This window comes from Bradyrhizobium shewense, from assembly GCF_900094605.1.
GTDB lineage: Bacteria > Pseudomonadota > Alphaproteobacteria > Rhizobiales > Xanthobacteraceae > Bradyrhizobium > Bradyrhizobium shewense.
Window position 1 is genome coordinate 174,646 of sequence record NZ_FMAI01000016.1, and the last position, 16,190, is coordinate 190,835.

Here is a 16,190-nt window from a genome sequence, read left to right on the forward strand (position 1 = left end):
ATGCCGAACAGCCTGCCGTTCACGGCATGCTGATCGTGGGCGAGGTCCGCGTGCTGATGTCACATCTGCCGATGTTTCATGCTCCGCACGATTATCAAATCATCATCGAGACCAGCTTGTCGGCGCCCGGCTTTGACCCTCGACAAAAATACGTCGACGATCGTCACGCGACGCTGGCCCCGATCTATACGTGGGTGCCCAAGCCATTCGTTCTGTCCGATCTCCTGAAACCTAATCCGGCGTCGCCAACCATGGTCGGAGCCATCTTTCGCGGCCATTTCGAGCGCGGGGGAATTGCCATCACCGGCGATGACGTCGAGGCCAGGGTCGAGCGCATACTGTACAGCCGCCGGCTGATCGCATCGGATCCACCGCTGACCGAACGTCGCTACGTCATCTTCGGCAGTCCGTCCGAACCATTTCTAGCGCACGTGATCACGAGGCCGCCTGACTTCGATCAGATCACGGCCGTCGAGATCGCGGCACCGCGTGCCGACTGGCTGACGGACTCGCGGGGTGTCGGGGTTGCGCTCAAGATCGACGGCATCGACCGCGCGATTAACGCGCCGCTCCGCGAAGGCGATCAGGTCAACGCAACGCAGCTTGACGCTCCGTCGGCCGGGAGCGCCGTGCTGACGGTACGGCGCGAATTCTACCTGGAGACAGGCGATCTCGCGCCCTAGAGCCCATCGGTACTGACGATATACGCACGTCGCCCCGGTTGCGGCTCGCTTGACCGAGCCGAATTCCGGCAGGAATCGGAAATTCCATCTTGAAAGGCGCATTGCCATGTCAAACCTAGCAGCGGTGCAGCGTCCGATCGCCAAGTTGCCGATCGCAGCGAAGATCAGCATTCCCGGCAGCCCGGACTGGGTCGCGATCGGCGCCGACGCGGTCTGGATCTCCAACGCCGACACGAACAGCCTGGCGCGAATTGATCCCGCCATCAACGCCGTCGCGAAGACTGTTCCGGTCGGGCGACGTCCCTGCTCCGGCCTCGCCGTCGGCTTCGGTGCCGTGTGGTCGCCGAGTTGCACGGACAGGCGGCTTGATCGCGTCAGCGAGCAATCCGCCGCGCTCGAACTTCACATCCCCACGACGGTCGGTGACAGCGAAGGAGGAATTGCCGCGGGTGAAGGAGCCGTCTGGATGGTTGCCGACCGCCACGGCAGCCTGCATCGGATTGATCCCGCGCTCAACAGGATTGCCGGATCGGTCAAGCTTGCCGAAGGCTCGTTCGTGCCCGTGGTGGGCGCAGGCGCGGTCTGGGTCTCGTCGACCGAGCGCAATCTGGTGTCGCGCGTCGATCCAGGCGCATTGAACGTCGTCGTCGAAATCTCGGTCGGCCCGGGGCCGCGTTTCATGGCCTGCACGACCACGGATGTATGGGTGCTCAATCAGGGTGACGGAACGGTTTCGCGCATCGACATCGCGACGAACCAGGTGGTCGCCACCATTGACGCGGGCGTGCCCGGCCAGGGCGGCGATATTTCGGTCGGAGAAGGCTTCGTCTGGGTGACCATGATCAATATTCCGCTAACCCAGATCGATCCCGCCACCAACAAGGTGGTGGCCCAGTATGTCGGCAAGGGCGGTGACGCGCTCAGGATCGGCCACGGCGCCGCATGGATGTGCAGCTTCTTCCTGCAAGAGGTCTGGCGCGTGCCGCTGCCGTTGCCGTGACGATCCAAGTATCGCCGCGACAGGTGGAAATTATGCGCAACCGTGTCTCGGCTATTTTCGCACGATGGCGGACCGCTCTGAAACGCTCAGAGCACGCCTAATGCTTAGACGCTCGTCGCCGCGCCTTGCTCTCCTCCCAACTCGCTCTATCGATTTCAAGCTCGATCATATCGCCTACAGAACCTCGACGCCTGCACCCCAATTCGCGCACCATATAGTCGGCCAATTTAACTTCCGTCGCTGACAGCCGCTCGACTACCGTTTCCATTTTGAGTTCATCAAAAACCGTATGCAACTGTAGTAGCTTTGCTGAGAAGCCATAGCCTTTACCTCTTGCTGTCGCATCAAGAACAGCGAGACCAAGGTGAAGTGACTTTGATTTCACATCTATATTGTGGAAAAATGAAATACCAATTGCGCTTCCATCAGGTCGCAAAACAAGGTGAATCATCTTCTTATACTTTGAACGTGCTGCGTCCCGCCAGTGCTCAGCACTCTTCAGTTTGTGAGCGGCAAGAGCACGTGACGTCCCTGATCCATTCGGCGTTGACAACCATTTTGCGATCTGTTCGGCATCACATTCTTCAATATATCGAAGCTTAACTCCCTCGTTGAATTGCCGCATCATGTTTCTCCTGCATCTTGGTTTCAGGTTCGAGAGGCGTTAGATCAACGCTATCCAGTAGATAGTGGTAGTCGATCTTCCTTATGGCTGAGAGATGTAATGGAGCACGCTGCGAAGGGGGCAGATACAAAGTAGATTGCGATCTGACGGTAGGGTTGTCGATCTCACCGAGCGTCGTTTCTATAATTGCCGGCTCGCAGAGAACGTAGTGAGGCGCCGTGTAAAAGATGGCTCGGAAATCTGGACTATAATGCCGCAAAAGCTTTTCCTTGAGTACGCCGCAATATCGCCCCTTCCAACCAGAAGTACTGTAATATCGTTCGCCAAGCGCAGAAACCTGCAAAAGTACAACATTCGCGGAAGTATCTAACGGTCGATCACGTAAAACGAAATCAGTCGCTTCGAAGACCTGGCCGCGCTGGTCATGTGAAGACCGGCGTTGCATAAATCAAAATAAGTGCAACACTGGTAGACATCAGTCTTCGCAACGGCTTTGACCTTTGCATAAGTCTGTTGCACATTGGCAGTGTTGAAATACGGCTACGCCCGCGTGTCTACCCCCGAGCAGGATCATGTCGGGCAGGTCGACGCCCTTAAAGCTACCGGCGTCGTCAAGGTCTTCAGTGAAAAGATCAGTGGGGCGCGGGCTGATCGGCCACAACTGGCGCGTGCCATCGCCGCGCTTGACCATGGTGACGTGTTTGCCGTGGTCAGGATCGACCGCCTGGCGCGGTCATCGCGCGACCTCCTCAACATCGTTCACGAGATCGAGGCGAACGGAGCCACGTTCGAGTCCCTGACCGAGCCATGGGCCAACACCAATACGCCGCAGGCGTCCCCGATGCTGACGATGCTGTCGGCGTTCGCCCAGTTGGAGCGCTCGTTCATTCTTGCGTGAACCGCTGATGGGCGGCTCCGCGCAAAAGTGCAAGGACGGAAATTCGAGCCGAAGTTCAAACTCAACGAACAGCAGATCGCACATGCGCGGGATCTGCAAACCGAGGGGCGGGGACTGTGGGTGATTGGCACGCTGCTCGGCTGTCATGCCTCGACCGTCTCGCGTGCCTTGCAAACTCACCAACAAAAAGAGGAGGAAACCGCATGACTGCGATCATGCTCACTCGCATCAATGGCCGCCGCAATATGCAAAGGTTTCCTGTTGCCGCCTCGGCGTACTGGTCGATGGCCACGATGATGGCCTGGACGTGAACCGCGCGTCGCGCATCGCCCAATGGGGGAGCACATCCCAACTAAGAAATTGCCGCTCTCCCGCGTGCAGGCATGATAGGCTACAATCTGCGAGATCGACAGGGAGACTTGGATGCAACAAAAGCCTCTGACGCACGGGCAGCAAATGTCGCCGGCGCACCAAACGACGGTCATAATGCAACATCCGGTATACAAGCCGGCTACTATTCGGAAGACACCAGGTCACGTGACGCGAGTAGTGGCGGATCTTATGGTGTTTGCTGAAGTCGACGAGAGCGGTCCGTTCGGTCTGGTTTTCATGCCCGATGTAATTCAGAACTATAGCGGCGAGCACCTGCAGGACATCGGCGTCGTGGTCGGCGCGCCATTGGCAGAAATCGTCTGGGACATCGAAACACGATTGGTATCGCACGTCGTCATTGCATCTACGGCAACTCACCCACCCGCAGCTGCGATGTGATCAGGAATTGGGGCGATGAGCACGACTTTGGCCGGCGGACATATTTCGAAGAGGAAAGTTACGCCTAGAACGGCGATTCCCGAACATGTTCGAGCCAATGGAAAATGGCCGGACTTCGAGAAATGGCATCCTGGCGATGTCATCCTCGTGAAGTCGAAGACTCCAGATCCGATCTCGAGGGTGATTGAGGCAGTCCAAACAACTGGATATGGCGCAGATTACGCCAAGTGGACGCATGTAGCTATCTATCTTGGTGATGGTTTGATGTTGTGCGAGGCACAGATCGATCCTCCACAGCGGATATTTAGCGTCATGGTGTCCCACATCTGGGACTACTTCACCGAGCACGAGATTTTGCTTCGCCGATCCAAATGGGCCTTAGACAAGGAGAAAGGGTGGGCGATCGCAACGGCCGCAGCAACAAGAATTGGAATGGCTTACGACTGGCAATTCATCGTCAAGCTGGCCGCCGAAAGATTAGTCGGCGGCAAAGACTTCCTGGTAACCGATCAGACGAGAAAGATCTCCGCAGATCGATACGTGTGCTCCAGTCTCTATTCGACCGCACATGCTTGGGTTACCAGAGTGACGATTACAGATTTGACCAATGGATTGTGTATCCCTGCTTTCTTGGCAGCCGATCAGGAGCATATGCGCACCATTGAATTCGACTGGCTCGAGATCGGCTGAGTATGCTTGAGTGGTCTGCTACCGTACAGTCGACAACCTTCTTCAAGTTGTTGAGCAAATTCGATCTGATACCGCCGATGCGCTGAGGTCGATTAGCAAAATTGCACTTATCTTACGGCGGTCGCGCACGCCGATATCACGTGGCGCTGTCGGGCTTATCGACCAACAAATTGATCTAAGACGAGGCTGTGAGGAGGGTTCGCAATATGATCGAACATCCTGCAATGCCGGACATGTTGTTGCCAGGCGATATCATTCTAACGCGTGGACACGGTTTCATCGATTTCTTCATTAGGCTTGCCCAGGCCCTTGCACGAGGACGCTTACGCCCTTCGCCATATAGTCATGCGGCGATCTGCACCGGACCTTGGACCGTCATGGATGCCGACGTTCTGAAGACACTCGCAAGCCGTTCACTCGAGGAATGGCTCGAGGATGTTTCTTATGAGGACTCGGTCGTTTACCGCCGTCCTGTGCCGACAACTTTCTCAGAAGTCAAGGCCGCGAGTGATCTGGTCAGGAACAGCTATGAAGATGACCCGAACTATATCTCCCTCGGAAAGAGCCAATCGCACAATCTTGAGCTGACACTGGCGGCCCGTTATTTCTCGGGCAGACGATACAACTGGCTCTTTCTTCGCTCCAAGGCATCCTCCCCAGATCGTCGGAGTTTTTTCTGTTCCGAATTTGTCATGACCTTAATGAGTCGAAGCGACCCAGATAACTTTAGGGGCCGCCCCGAAAAAACGCTTCCTATCGATCTTCCGGAAATTTTTCATCGCGCGGGTTGGACCGTTAGAAAATTGCGGGACCTCTATCTTGCGCCAAAGGCCGTTTCTCAATCTGCCCAACTTTCCACTGAAAAGGAGTCAGTCGCTTTCGAGGAATTCCTCAAGGAGAATCCAGAGATAGCCAAGATACGAGAGCAGCTTGAGGCGCCAGAGACGTATCACTTCCGCTCGCAGGAGTTACTCAAGAAAAGCGCAACAACGATGATCGAGACGGAAACTGTCCACCTCGGCGTCGCCGAGCAAGTGAGCACAATGCTTCACGAGCTAAGAAAATACTATGCCATAATCATACGAAACATCTTGGATGCGAAGGACAGCCGCGGGGTGCGAGATATTCTGAATTTGGCAGGGATGAGCATCGATATGCGCGGGATGCCGCCGATTCTTGAGTGGCTGACCGATGTGCTGAGGCGTCAACCGTCAGCGGCTGATGCATATCTCGAACAATTGGAAGGAGTGGAAGCTGAAAGCTCAAACCTGACGAAGGTACAGCTATGCATTCAATCGCTCCGCGTATCATTTTTCCTTGCGGATATTGAAAGAGTGATCAGTCGATTTCCAGATACTGGAAACGGTTCGCGGAAGACCGTCGACAATGAGAGCTGCTTACCCCTAGTGGACGAAAAAACACTGTTCGAACTGAACGCTCTTTTGGCGGGCCATCCCTATCTCATCGAAATCGACGGGCGTTTTGAAACTATATTTGAGCAAAAGCTAGCTGCTTGTACTGACGCGATTCGCGAGGCTGCGGCAAAGCTGCCAGACCAGGCCGCCCTCAAACCCGAATGTGGCCTGCTCGATCTGCTGCAGCGGACCAGAATGGTCTTTCCGCTGGCGCATTTCTATCGCTCGCTCATAGACAAGCCTGCATCCTCGTGACCGAGCGTATCGCCGGATCAGATACAAAAGCGGTGTAAGATTTGCAGAGTGCCACTACGCTTGCCTCGCAAAATCATGGAGCCGAGGTTTTCACAGTCGTCTCTGGTGACGGAAGCGCTGCTGGAACCGGCGCTTGAAAGAGCGCCGAGATTCTTGCCGCTCTTTCCTGTTTGGTGCCAATTCCATCCTCCAGACCCGCCGAACGGTCGTCGCCTTCAAGCAGCCGATGCATCGCGTGAAAACCAAGTGCCCGGTACGCCTCGAACTGCTCCTCCCCGAAGAACTGATCCATCGTGGTTTCGTGCGGGAACGACGGATATCTACGCTTGTAGTCCAGAACGATGTCGTTTTCGTCGCCGGTTAGCGTAGATTTCACATAGATGATCGTGCCCGGAGGTCCCTCAGGGTAGATTATCGAACCCACCGCAGCATGGCATCCGTTCGAGCCAGAGATTAAGCCTCCTTTCCCATCTGATTCCGAGAGATCCCTGCAGCAGGTGAGATAGCGTTCGCGGATACTCTGCCACGGCAATTCGATCCGTACTCCCAAGTCCAGTCTCGCGTAGCGCTGCAAGGCCATCAGTGAAGGAAAGCGCAGCTCCGGATCGGCCTCGGCATCGACCGCCACGATCAAACGACACCGACGGCGCAGCAACTCGTAGATTCCCAGGTTCTCGATATGCCCGCCGTCGGTGAGATAGACGGCGTCGTTGGTTTCGTCGAGAGTGGAGAACATTTCGGACCAGAGATAGAATACACTCCTGAGATAGAGGCGAAGACTACTTCCGATCTCGCGTCCGGCGAAGTCGATCCTTTTGTCCGCGAACGTGCTCGGGTTTGTCATCCAATAGCCTAGTCGCACATTGAGCAGAGCGAGAGTGAACGACATCGGCTTGAGAGCGCTCGCCCCCATGTTGGAGGAGGCCGCCGCTCCTGACACCGCCATTGCCGTGGCCAGGTCCAGGATCGGAACGGCTTCTTCCATTGTTTTGGTCGGAACATACCCGGTGGCACGACTGCCGATGAAATCCCGCGAGAAGATGAAAAAGTCTGCATCCCGCCCACGTTTGTTGGCGTATTCGGAGCGCTGTATGTTCAATGCGGTGTTGATCAGTAGATAGGGTGAATTCACGACGTTAATGGCACTGAGCTTCATCCGATCAACTGAATTTACCTGCTCCTCGTTTCCTGTCGGCGCCAAGAACAGGAAAGCGTCTCCCAAACGGTCCCGATAAAGCCGATGAAGGGAATTGGCATTCGGTTCGAAGAACCAGCTCAACCCGATCAGGATTGCTCCGCTTATGAGGTAGATTACCGTCAGGTAGTCGCCGCAAGGACGTATCATTTCGACTGCAAACGAGTAGCCCGCCCCATCGGGTATCGCTGCGCTCGCGAGAATGAGATAAATCCTCCAAAGCAGCAACGGGACCACAACGGCCGCCATCCATACCGCCGAACGACTGGCGATCGATCGCAGCATGGATGACTTAGAGCGACTCCGCTCGGTCGCCCGCGCAACCTCGACGAACCAACTTCCGAAAGCAGCTACTGCTCCCGCGAACGGCGCCAGATATTTCGAAGCTCCTATGACCCCTATAATCATCCAACTTAATAGTCCTTGCTGCTCCAAAGGAGTCCGAAGGGCATCGATCGCGAGCGGCTGCAATTCGATCGTAAGTGCAACGCCCACCACGCAAATAGCTAGAACGGTCACATGCGAAGCGGCGCTCCGGAATTCGTAGGCCGATTTCCCCCTCACCTCCAGTCGAGATCGGTGGATCGCAAGAGCCAGCAGGTATCCTGCGAAAACAACGATCATGGCGAAAGTTAACCCGAAGCCCACGGCAGCTGCCGCTGGGGCATTTTTCAGCACGCACGCTGTTAATCCTGCGAGAACAAGCAGCGGGCCCATAACCAGCACGGCGCTAGTTGCGAGTCCCCTCAGGATCACCCCCAGCGAAGCAAGGAAATCCGAGAAGCCGGCCGGCATGAGGTAATTGGTGTGATCTCTGATGTATCTTACGGCTACAGAATCCTGAAGGTCGTTCAGATCGTTGGCCTCGTTCAGGAACGGAAAACCGCGTTCCTCGCTCATGTTGGCCGCTAAACAGCACCCGAGATAGCCACCGCCCGACACCGTGGAGAGATAGTCAAGATGCTTTAGCTTACCGGACGCCTGGAGCGCCTGTACGGCTCCCAAGCATGTCGCCGCGGATCTTATGCCGCCGCCGGAAAGAGCGAGCCCGCTCGCGCCGTTCGCCAAGCCACCTTCGGAAGGCATGTCAAGCAATGGAAGACCGGTTGCGCCGCGTCTGGCGTTGATTCCGGCCATTTCCTTCGCCAACTGTGTTATCGAAATCATATCCCCCGCTCCATGTACTGCCTAGGGACGCGGCCTGCCCTGACGAGAATAGGTCTCTATCGCACCGCGCGCGCGCGCCCGACGAGATCGATCGCGGTTTCTGCCAGATGTCTCCCAAGCAGGCAGGTTGTCGATCATCATCCGTATCCTTGCCGCGATGGTTTTGACCTGCTTGTGCTTAGAGGATGCTTCAGCGCCAGGCAGGTCCAGAAGAGAACCTGGAAAGCGGACCGTCCTTCCGGAGGCTACGCACCAATTCCGCCACGTCGTCTTCCAGGTCTCGGTCGTGGATCTCTGTGGGTTTTACGGCAAGATGGGTGAGTTGCCTCGAATTGGCCGAAGACGACCCTAAATAAAGAAAAGCGGCTCTTGCGACGACGGGCTGTCCCGACGCGGCCTGCGTTTGCATCACACCCGAGAAGAGGCGCTTCGCATTTTTCACATCGGCTTCCTCGATGGCAATCAGTTCGAGACCGCGGATATCGCGCCTGAAAGGTTCTCTGTCCGCTGGTGAGAGCGTACGGAAATGCAGCACGTCAATGTTGTAGCTGAATCCGAGAAGGAGATAGGACGGCGGAAATGCGAAAACGACACCTTCGCTGATCCGCGATATCTCACCGTGAAACTTCGGCCCACCTTGAAGAAAGTGGTGAAAGCCCCAATTTCGCGTCCCCGACCAATGCGGCGTCTGGACAACCAAGAACGTTTTCACGATCGCCCCGTTATCCGTCGAATGCCTATAAACGGCGTAATAGGCTTCGTCCTCTCGAGGCCACGGTGCGGGACTGCGTAAAAAGTCGTGAGCCAGAAGTTGGCGGCTTTCCGCCGAGTGACCCAGAAGTGCGTCGAAAATGCGCAGCTCGGGAGCAAGAGAGTGTGCTCCTTCGCGTGACGGGAGAGACGTCTGCTCTCGATCGAGTAATCGCGAAAAGAAGTCTACTTGCGCCGGATGAGCAGCCAAATGACGTGTGATTTTCTGTTGCACCTGCGAAGCAACGGGCCCGCTCTGCGCAGCTAGGAGAAACAGCGTGAGGTGCCCCAGCGGCAAACGGCTGGAGGAGGTGGTTCGTCCGTCAAGGAAACGTGAGAACGTCGACTGGTTGATTGCAGGCCGGGCTACACCAGATTTGCAGCACCATTGGAGCACATTGTGGATGTCCCGGAGCAGGCTACCAGTTCGCTTGCGGCCCTGCGCGTCCTCGCCGTAAGTTTTGAGGATCTCGGCCAATCCGCGCCTTAACCACTCTCGTGGCGGCCCTACCCGAGACGCCTGAGCGAAGCTATCAATGGCTCGGATTTGATCGCTCGCTGGAAGCCCCCTGAAGCGTTGCACTATGGCTTACTCGCTTAATTCGAAACCAAAACCTTAACTTCGCGTTGAGGTAGTTGCCCTAGCTTGAAGGTAGTGGTATGTCAATTGAGCGTCTCATTTTCGTGCCATTTCTGCCGCAAGCGCGAAGCACTTTTTAGGCTGGAGTTGCCGATGGCTACCGCCGCTCTCGAACACGATTTTAAGCTCAAGGGCCGAGTTGCCCGCGTCGTGCCGGGCCGGCTCTTCTATGTTGAAGCGTCGGATCGTGTGTTCGCCGTGAAGTTGAACACCCTCCTGATCCGAGAGAAGGACGGTAAGACCCGGAGATACCGAGGCGAACCGTTCCGAGCCTTGGGTTTGAAGGTCGGCACGACCGTGACCGTGCAGAACTCGCGCGACGAGACCCAGGTCGTCCTAGACCTAGCGGAAGCGCAACCGAGACGCGGACTATCGTCGTTCGTGTTCTAAGCCACCATGAGTGGCGGGTTGACTCCGGACCAAGGGTCCGAGGGCTCAGTCGCTGTGGAGCAGGAGCTTCCCGCAGCAGCTCGCGAATGGGGTCGAATCATCGAGACCAAGAATTTGCTTCCGGGCGATCTGGTTCTCGTGCGCAGCATCTCCCCAGATAGAGTCTCGAAGAGCATCGAGAACGCGCAGCTGAAAGGCGGATTTCCGCAGCGACACGCTCAATGGACACATGCGGCAGTGTACCTCGGCGACGGCGAGTATATCTGCGAGTCCACGTTCAAAGAGAGCTTGACGAGGGGCGGAGTCGTCATGCGCTCGCTTTTTAACTATTGTGACGGGAAGCATGCGATCCGCGTTCGCAGACCGAAAGTCAGCTCGGATAGGCAACGAATCAAGATCGTTATCGGTGCCCTCAACCACATGGGAAAGAGCTACAGCTGGTTCGAGCTGCTGAGCTTCATGAGCGCAGCCCAATCAGGTCGGGGCTTCTGGCAAAATGGGCAGCGCCAAAGGATCCGGACTGGAGCGCTGGTTTGCTCAACCCTCTACCAGGACGCGTTCAACTTCTCATTTTCTGGCACGACGGTCCGGATGGGTACGCTCTGCACACCGGCTCATCTCAGCGCCAGCCCGGATTTCGAAAATGCATCTCCCCATATAGGCTGGCTGGCACTGGACTAGCGGCTTCAACAAGCGACCATTCTCGGCATTTTCCTACTAGCTCGATTTCCGCCGGACGGACCTAAGCCTAGTCCGCGCGCGACTGTTTCTCGCGACTGCCCTAGCTCGTGGATTTGCGGTGCTCAAGAAGATCAAGTGTTGCACTGCTCGCGGGCGCGAGGCGCCGCACCTCGACGTATCGATGCAATTGTTGCGTGCAGGCATAAAGTTTGTAAACTCGATGGAGCTGGGCGTCCCATTAAATTGGTCTTGAACCTGGCGCCGGAGAGGGAGAAGCAACGTCCCCTACCCGCACAAGACACGAAAGTGCAGCAAGCGAAAAGGAAATGCGATCCCGGACTTCGAGCCGTCTCGGAACAGTTGCGGAGAGGCATGTGGGTGCAATCAATCTAAATGACATTTCGGGGACGGTTGGGAAGACCGAAGCGTCGTTCGTGTGGCTCATTCGAGATGTTTGGCGGGGTACTTGGTTTCGCCGGCTAATTCTTCTGTTTGTTCTATGCGTCCTGCTAGGGAACCCGAAGGTTGCGGGCCAAGTCGCTTCGCTCCTTATTGAGACACTTCCGTCTTGGTACACCTTGGCTTGGGCGATTGCGAATGTACTGCTGTTCGCTCTCTGCTTCATCGTTGGTGTGCGAACCATTCCGCCACGCGAACTTCCTCCTTCACCTATAGTGAACGACGGAGTGGTGCGCGGCCTGCTTCCCTTCAACAAGGAAAATGGCGAGCTATTCGCGCAGCTGGGACGCGCTATAGAGCTGCAGCGCATCATCGCGTCCCTTCGTGATCCAGATTATCGCTTCGGAATTCTTGTCGGGGCATCGGGCACCGGCAAGACGTCCTTCCTGCGCGCCGGGCTTCTTCCATACATGGAAGAAAACAAGATGGCCGCAACCTATGTTGAGCTGTCCGACGAGGATCCGATGATCTCAATCAAGCGCGGGTTCGCGTCGCAGGGCCAGACAGCTCCCTCAGGATTTTTGCTACTGGATCAGTTCGAGCAGTTTTTCCTGCATCAAGCCACGGCGGATGATCGTCGGCCGCTCGTCGAAGCTATTAATGCATGGTACCGCCGAGACTCGGGCGTCCGCATCCTGATCGCGATCCGAGCAGAGGATGCGTGGCAAATGCTGGAAATACAGGAGACGGTCAACTATCAGCTGAGCAATCAAAACTATTTCAAGCTATCAAAATTCTCGCCCGCGCAAGCTGTAGAAGTCTTAAAGATCCTTTGCCAAAAAGCTGGCATCGACTTCGATCCTGTTTTCGCCGCCAAGATCGTCGACAAGGAATTCCTGGACGCGGAGGACGGGCTTGTCTCTCCAGTCAACCTCGGAATCGTGGTTCTTGTCCTCGCAACTGGTCGCCGACAGTTTACGGAAGAAGGATTCAGCACGCAGCAAGGCGGTATTGATGGCGTCTTGGAAGAGTGGCTTGGATCGCAGGTCGAAGCAGCAAGATATCAAGGATTGGAGGGTATCGTCGTACGTGTCCTCGCCGCGCTCTGCGACTTCGATCGCAACCGCCGCGCTGGAATACTTTCGGCGGATAAGATAGCAGAGCGGTTGGGCGGAGATGTCACACCCAATCGCGTGCATGATGCGCTGCGATGGCTCAAGAGCAGAAATGTCCGGTTGGTCGTGGCCGCGGGACAACGAAGCAGCGGCACTGCGGGGTATCAGCTCGCGCATGAGCGGCTCATTCCCGCGATTCGAAAATTGGCCGGAACATTATTCGATGACGCAAGTCGAGCCAATGATCTCCTAGAGAGACGCACGCGCGCCTGGGTCGGCAACAACCGTAAGTCTCGCTTCCTTCTGACGTTCTTTGAAGACGTAAGGGTCGAACGCCAGCGGCCATATCTCATCTGGGGAGAAAATCGGCAGGACAAAGAGGAGTTTTTGCGCCGGTCACGAGTCCGCTGGCGGTTTCGTGGGGCGATGTTAGCGGCTGTGCTACTTGTCGCGGTCGTGGGCTATGGAGCATGGACCCTTAATCCTGTTCAGCGCAGCTATTTGCGATGGGAGCTAAGCCGGTTAGCTAGGATCTATCCCACGTCAAACTCGGCTGTTGCGTTGGCCGCAGGGGGTTATAGCTCCGCCGCGCAGGAGGTGGCGGGCAAAGTCGACGCTGATGATCCCGACGACCTACCCAACGCTCTTAGTGACACCGCAACGACTTCAGCAAATGCTGGACTAGCTAGCGGTAATGAGTCCCTTATTCAAACTGGCTTAGGGATAGCCAGGGGTATTGAGGACGACGAGATTCGCACTGCCACCTTGAGCAAGATAGCCATCTCCATGCAAATGGCCGCAACGGCAACGGGCAAGAAGAGTTATTCCGATCAAGCTCTAACGCTTGCCGACAGTCTCAACGAAGGCGATTGGCGGAAAGATTTTTCGATCGCTTTAGCGCATGCCGTTGTTGTGACGGGAGACAAAGCACTTCTGCAACGTGCCAAATCGTTCGCGGATGGGCCGACGGAGGTGCCGTGGCAGGTCGCTCGCGCGATATTCAAACTGGGCCTCTCAAGCAACGATACGGATCTGCTTGCGGAGGGACAAAAGCTGATCGCCCCGCTTCGCTACACAGAAGCTTCTGCGGCGTTGAGAGCAATGGCTCAAGATGCAGCGAAGGCTGAGAAGACAAAGTTAGCTAATGATCTGTTGATACGAGACTGGACTATGGCTTCGTCGTTGAAGCCAAAAGAGCGTTCGGAGGCGCTCGGGCAGATCATTCTTCTGCTGACACAGCTTGGGCTTGCGGCAAAAGATCAAGCGATGCTGGAGAATGCTAAGGCCAAAGCTGCCAAGCTGTCTGATGAGGACCGGGACGACGCGATGCACCAGGTCGCCAAAGCGATTGCCAGCTATGGCCTCGCAGTTGGCGATGATGTCCTGATTACGGGGTCCCAAGATTATGCCGAACAAATCGGTGATAAGGAAACGCGAGGGGAAGCACTTCAGGACATCGCCGTGATGATGGCGATATCCGCCAACATCAAGAAAAATGCGCGACTGTTAGAGCGGGCGCAGGAACTAGCTGGCCGAGTACGCTGGAAGGAGCGTCCTTGGGAACGATGGAAAATTGCTATCGGCGCTGGCGATACTAAGATGGCCCAGCGCCTTCTGACCGACTCGATAAAATACATAAACGTGAACTATCAAGGCCACGGATGGCAACCCGAATTCTTGTATATTTCTGGCGCGATGCAAGCGGTTGGATCGGCTTTCCGAGATCCAACCCTTTTAATGTTAGCGCTTGATCAGGTGAACAGTTTCGATTCAAGCATACGCATTGAGCCACTCATCGACCTCTCCGGTGAGCTTGCTAAAGTTGGGGAAATCGCGAAGGCAAAAGACGTCCTCGAAAAAGCTCTGTTGGAGACGGAACGCCTTCGTTCGGAAACCTACTACAGCCGCATGACAAGCATTACTGAGCGCATGGTCAAACTGGGTGATCTGAAGCGAGCCCGAGAAATCGCCGAGAGCGCCGGGGGTTCAACGGTTCCGGCCCTATTATCCGCAATCGTCCTCACCGAGGTTTCTCAGACCTATCCGCTCTTTCTGACGTTAAATCCGCCCAAAGAGAGCAAGAAGTGATGGCTGTGGGACGACGAATGTGAGCTGCTGGCACAGTTCAGGCTGCACGACTTCAACAGGAGCTTTCGCCAGATCCGATTTCATCCACCTCCCATCGACCGCGCGCGCAGGCGGCAGCATGGGCGATGTGCGACCGAGCCACGCATGGACGGTCTGACATAGTGACGCCGGACATGGCGCGAATCGCGAAATCAGAAGAGCCGATCATCGCCGGTCCGTTGCTGATCGCCATCGGCGTCTGGGCCCGGCCCATGCGCGAGGATCTTCTTAGACATCTTCGCGCGTCGAACCACCATAATCGCGAACTCCTGGTCCGAACGGCTGCGATTGCGGCGCAAACAGTGACGGGGATGTCACTCGATAGTCGGGAACAAGCTCTTGAGAGCTTGGCGCGCGGCGAGACACCAAGCCCTGAAGATCGCGCTGCAGCCGAGGCCTGGAGCAAGTCCTTGGCTCTTGATCGTGGCTTTGATCGATTTACGGCCTGGATTGCGGAGCTGATATTCAAGCTGCCCCTGAATGGCGATCTTGGCGATATCCGGGCCTATGAGCTGCCGGAGCGGATCGGCGTCATGACCACGCGTGCGATGACCCCGTTCAGGGAAGAGGATGGGGGTCAATTGGATGATGGTACCTGATTGTTGCACAATACGCAGAAAGATGACCGCCCTTCTTGTTATGTCAGGAATTCAAATCTGACTTGGCGCCCTTCACAAGCCTCACATCTCCCGCAACACGGCCACCACGGTTATCTTAGGCTAAGATCGCGCCAGCAGTGCCCATGTATGTCGTCACTGTTGCGCAGCAATTCCGCTGGCAGTTCGGCGAACCTCTCAGTAAATAGACCGACCGCCGTTTACCGAGCTGAAAGGAATGTCGAGGTGCCGACGCTGCAAGCCATCATCGCATCCAAATACTTTGAGAGGCTGCGTCAATCGAAGGACGTGGATGCCGAAAAGATCGCGCAGCTCGAAGAGCTTTTTGCCTCCGGCAAGAAGATCAAGGTGGATGAGCTGGTGAAGGTGTTTTCTGCGCCGGCCGGAAACGACATCACGTGATTCGCCTTGAACACGCGCATATCGAGGAGATGCGCGGCATTCGCAACCTCGACATCGCCTTCGATCAAAAGACATTTTCTATCTCCGGCCCGAACGGGTCCGGCAAAAGCGGCGTCATCGACGCCGTCGAGTTCGGTTTGACCGGCCGCATCAGCCGCCTGACCGGCACCGGAACCAAAACGCTCTCGATCGCCGAGCATGGTCCGCATGTCGATCGCGTCCGCTTTCCAGACGCAGCCCTTGTCAGGCTCAAGGTCTACCGACCGCGCCACCCATGGCGCTGCCTGTCACGGCTGTCTGCTGATTGCTGAGTTCATGAAAGCCAGCGCGTCTGTTTTCCTATTTGAAGCAGTCTTCGCGCCAGTATCCT

At 56.2% G+C, this 16,190-nt stretch carries 15 protein-coding genes; 12 read left to right on the plus strand and 3 right to left on the minus strand.

The window, feature by feature from the left end:
* The first annotated feature begins 26 nt into the window (after nucleotides 1-26).
* Both GA0061098_RS27740 and GA0061098_RS27745 read left to right on the plus strand, forming a co-directional pair.
* Entirely contained in the window at nucleotides 27-683 is a 657-nt protein-coding gene (locus tag GA0061098_RS27740) for a hypothetical protein (RefSeq protein WP_129590964.1), read from the plus strand.
* 106 nt (nucleotides 684-789) lie between these two features.
* The gene (locus GA0061098_RS27745; RefSeq protein ID WP_129590965.1) at nucleotides 790-1,683 is read left to right on the plus strand and encodes a Vgb family protein; all 894 of its coding nucleotides are present in this window, start codon (nucleotides 790-792) and stop codon (nucleotides 1,681-1,683) included.
* A 97-nt stretch (nucleotides 1,684-1,780) separates the two neighbouring features.
* Here GA0061098_RS27745 and GA0061098_RS27750 read toward each other — a convergent pair whose 3' ends face one another.
* Nucleotides 1,781-2,308 (minus strand): GNAT family N-acetyltransferase, encoded by a 528-nt coding sequence (locus tag GA0061098_RS27750; RefSeq protein ID WP_165637643.1) that lies wholly within the window; start codon nucleotides 2,306-2,308, stop codon nucleotides 1,781-1,783.
* 526 nt (nucleotides 2,309-2,834) lie between these two features.
* Here GA0061098_RS27750 and GA0061098_RS46325 point away from each other — a divergent pair.
* The 4 genes from GA0061098_RS46325 to GA0061098_RS27770 all read left to right on the plus strand — a co-directional run bounded on the left by GA0061098_RS46325 (nucleotide 2,835) and on the right by GA0061098_RS27770 (nucleotide 6,337).
* Nucleotides 2,835-3,206 carry a recombinase family protein gene (locus GA0061098_RS46325; RefSeq protein ID WP_245323663.1) on the plus strand — a complete coding sequence of 124 codons (372 nt, stop codon included), beginning with the start codon at nucleotides 2,835-2,837 and terminating at the stop codon, nucleotides 3,204-3,206.
* A 423-nt stretch (nucleotides 3,207-3,629) separates the two neighbouring features.
* Nucleotides 3,630-3,977 carry a hypothetical protein gene (locus tag GA0061098_RS27760; protein ID WP_091964094.1) on the plus strand — a complete coding sequence of 116 codons (348 nt, stop codon included), beginning with the start codon at nucleotides 3,630-3,632 and terminating at the stop codon, nucleotides 3,975-3,977.
* 15 nt (nucleotides 3,978-3,992) lie between these two features.
* The gene (locus GA0061098_RS27765) at nucleotides 3,993-4,667 is read left to right on the plus strand and encodes a hypothetical protein (protein WP_091964097.1); all 675 of its coding nucleotides are present in this window, start codon (nucleotides 3,993-3,995) and stop codon (nucleotides 4,665-4,667) included.
* Nucleotides 4,668-4,873: 206 nt separating this feature from the next.
* The gene (locus tag GA0061098_RS27770; protein WP_129590966.1) at nucleotides 4,874-6,337 is read left to right on the plus strand and encodes a hypothetical protein; all 1,464 of its coding nucleotides are present in this window, start codon (nucleotides 4,874-4,876) and stop codon (nucleotides 6,335-6,337) included.
* 73 nt (nucleotides 6,338-6,410) lie between these two features.
* On the opposite strand, the gene GA0061098_RS27775 is transcribed toward GA0061098_RS27770, so the two are convergent.
* Nucleotides 6,411-8,699 carry a patatin-like phospholipase family protein gene (locus tag GA0061098_RS27775; RefSeq protein ID WP_091964103.1) on the minus strand — a complete coding sequence of 763 codons (2,289 nt, stop codon included), beginning with the start codon at nucleotides 8,697-8,699 and terminating at the stop codon, nucleotides 6,411-6,413.
* Nucleotides 8,700-8,889: 190 nt separating this feature from the next.
* The gene (locus GA0061098_RS27780; RefSeq protein ID WP_129590967.1) at nucleotides 8,890-9,927 is read right to left on the minus strand and encodes a hypothetical protein; all 1,038 of its coding nucleotides are present in this window, start codon (nucleotides 9,925-9,927) and stop codon (nucleotides 8,890-8,892) included.
* Between the two features lie 255 nt (nucleotides 9,928-10,182).
* Between GA0061098_RS27780 and GA0061098_RS27785 the strand changes: the two genes are divergently transcribed.
* From GA0061098_RS27785 to GA0061098_RS27805, 6 genes are all read left to right on the plus strand, one after another.
* Entirely contained in the window at nucleotides 10,183-10,479 is a 297-nt protein-coding gene (locus GA0061098_RS27785; protein WP_129590968.1) for a hypothetical protein, read from the plus strand.
* A gap of 54 nt (nucleotides 10,480-10,533) precedes the next feature.
* Complete coding sequence (locus tag GA0061098_RS27790; RefSeq protein WP_165637644.1) at nucleotides 10,534-11,160, plus strand: YiiX/YebB-like N1pC/P60 family cysteine hydrolase; 627 nt, start codon at nucleotides 10,534-10,536, stop codon at nucleotides 11,158-11,160.
* A 374-nt stretch (nucleotides 11,161-11,534) separates the two neighbouring features.
* Nucleotides 11,535-14,762 (plus strand): nSTAND1 domain-containing NTPase, encoded by a 3,228-nt coding sequence (locus GA0061098_RS27795; RefSeq protein ID WP_129590969.1) that lies wholly within the window; start codon nucleotides 11,535-11,537, stop codon nucleotides 14,760-14,762.
* 173 nt (nucleotides 14,763-14,935) lie between these two features.
* Nucleotides 14,936-15,400 (plus strand): hypothetical protein, encoded by a 465-nt coding sequence (locus GA0061098_RS27800; RefSeq protein WP_129590970.1) that lies wholly within the window; start codon nucleotides 14,936-14,938, stop codon nucleotides 15,398-15,400.
* Nucleotides 15,401-15,547: 147 nt separating this feature from the next.
* A complete protein-coding gene (locus tag GA0061098_RS44100; RefSeq protein WP_129590971.1) occupies nucleotides 15,548-15,820 on the plus strand; it encodes a hypothetical protein in 273 nt (90 codons plus the stop codon).
* Nucleotides 15,821-15,849: 29 nt separating this feature from the next.
* Entirely contained in the window at nucleotides 15,850-16,131 is a 282-nt protein-coding gene (locus GA0061098_RS27805; protein WP_245323656.1) for an ATP-binding protein, read from the plus strand.
* Nucleotides 16,132-16,190 lie beyond the last annotated feature (59 nt).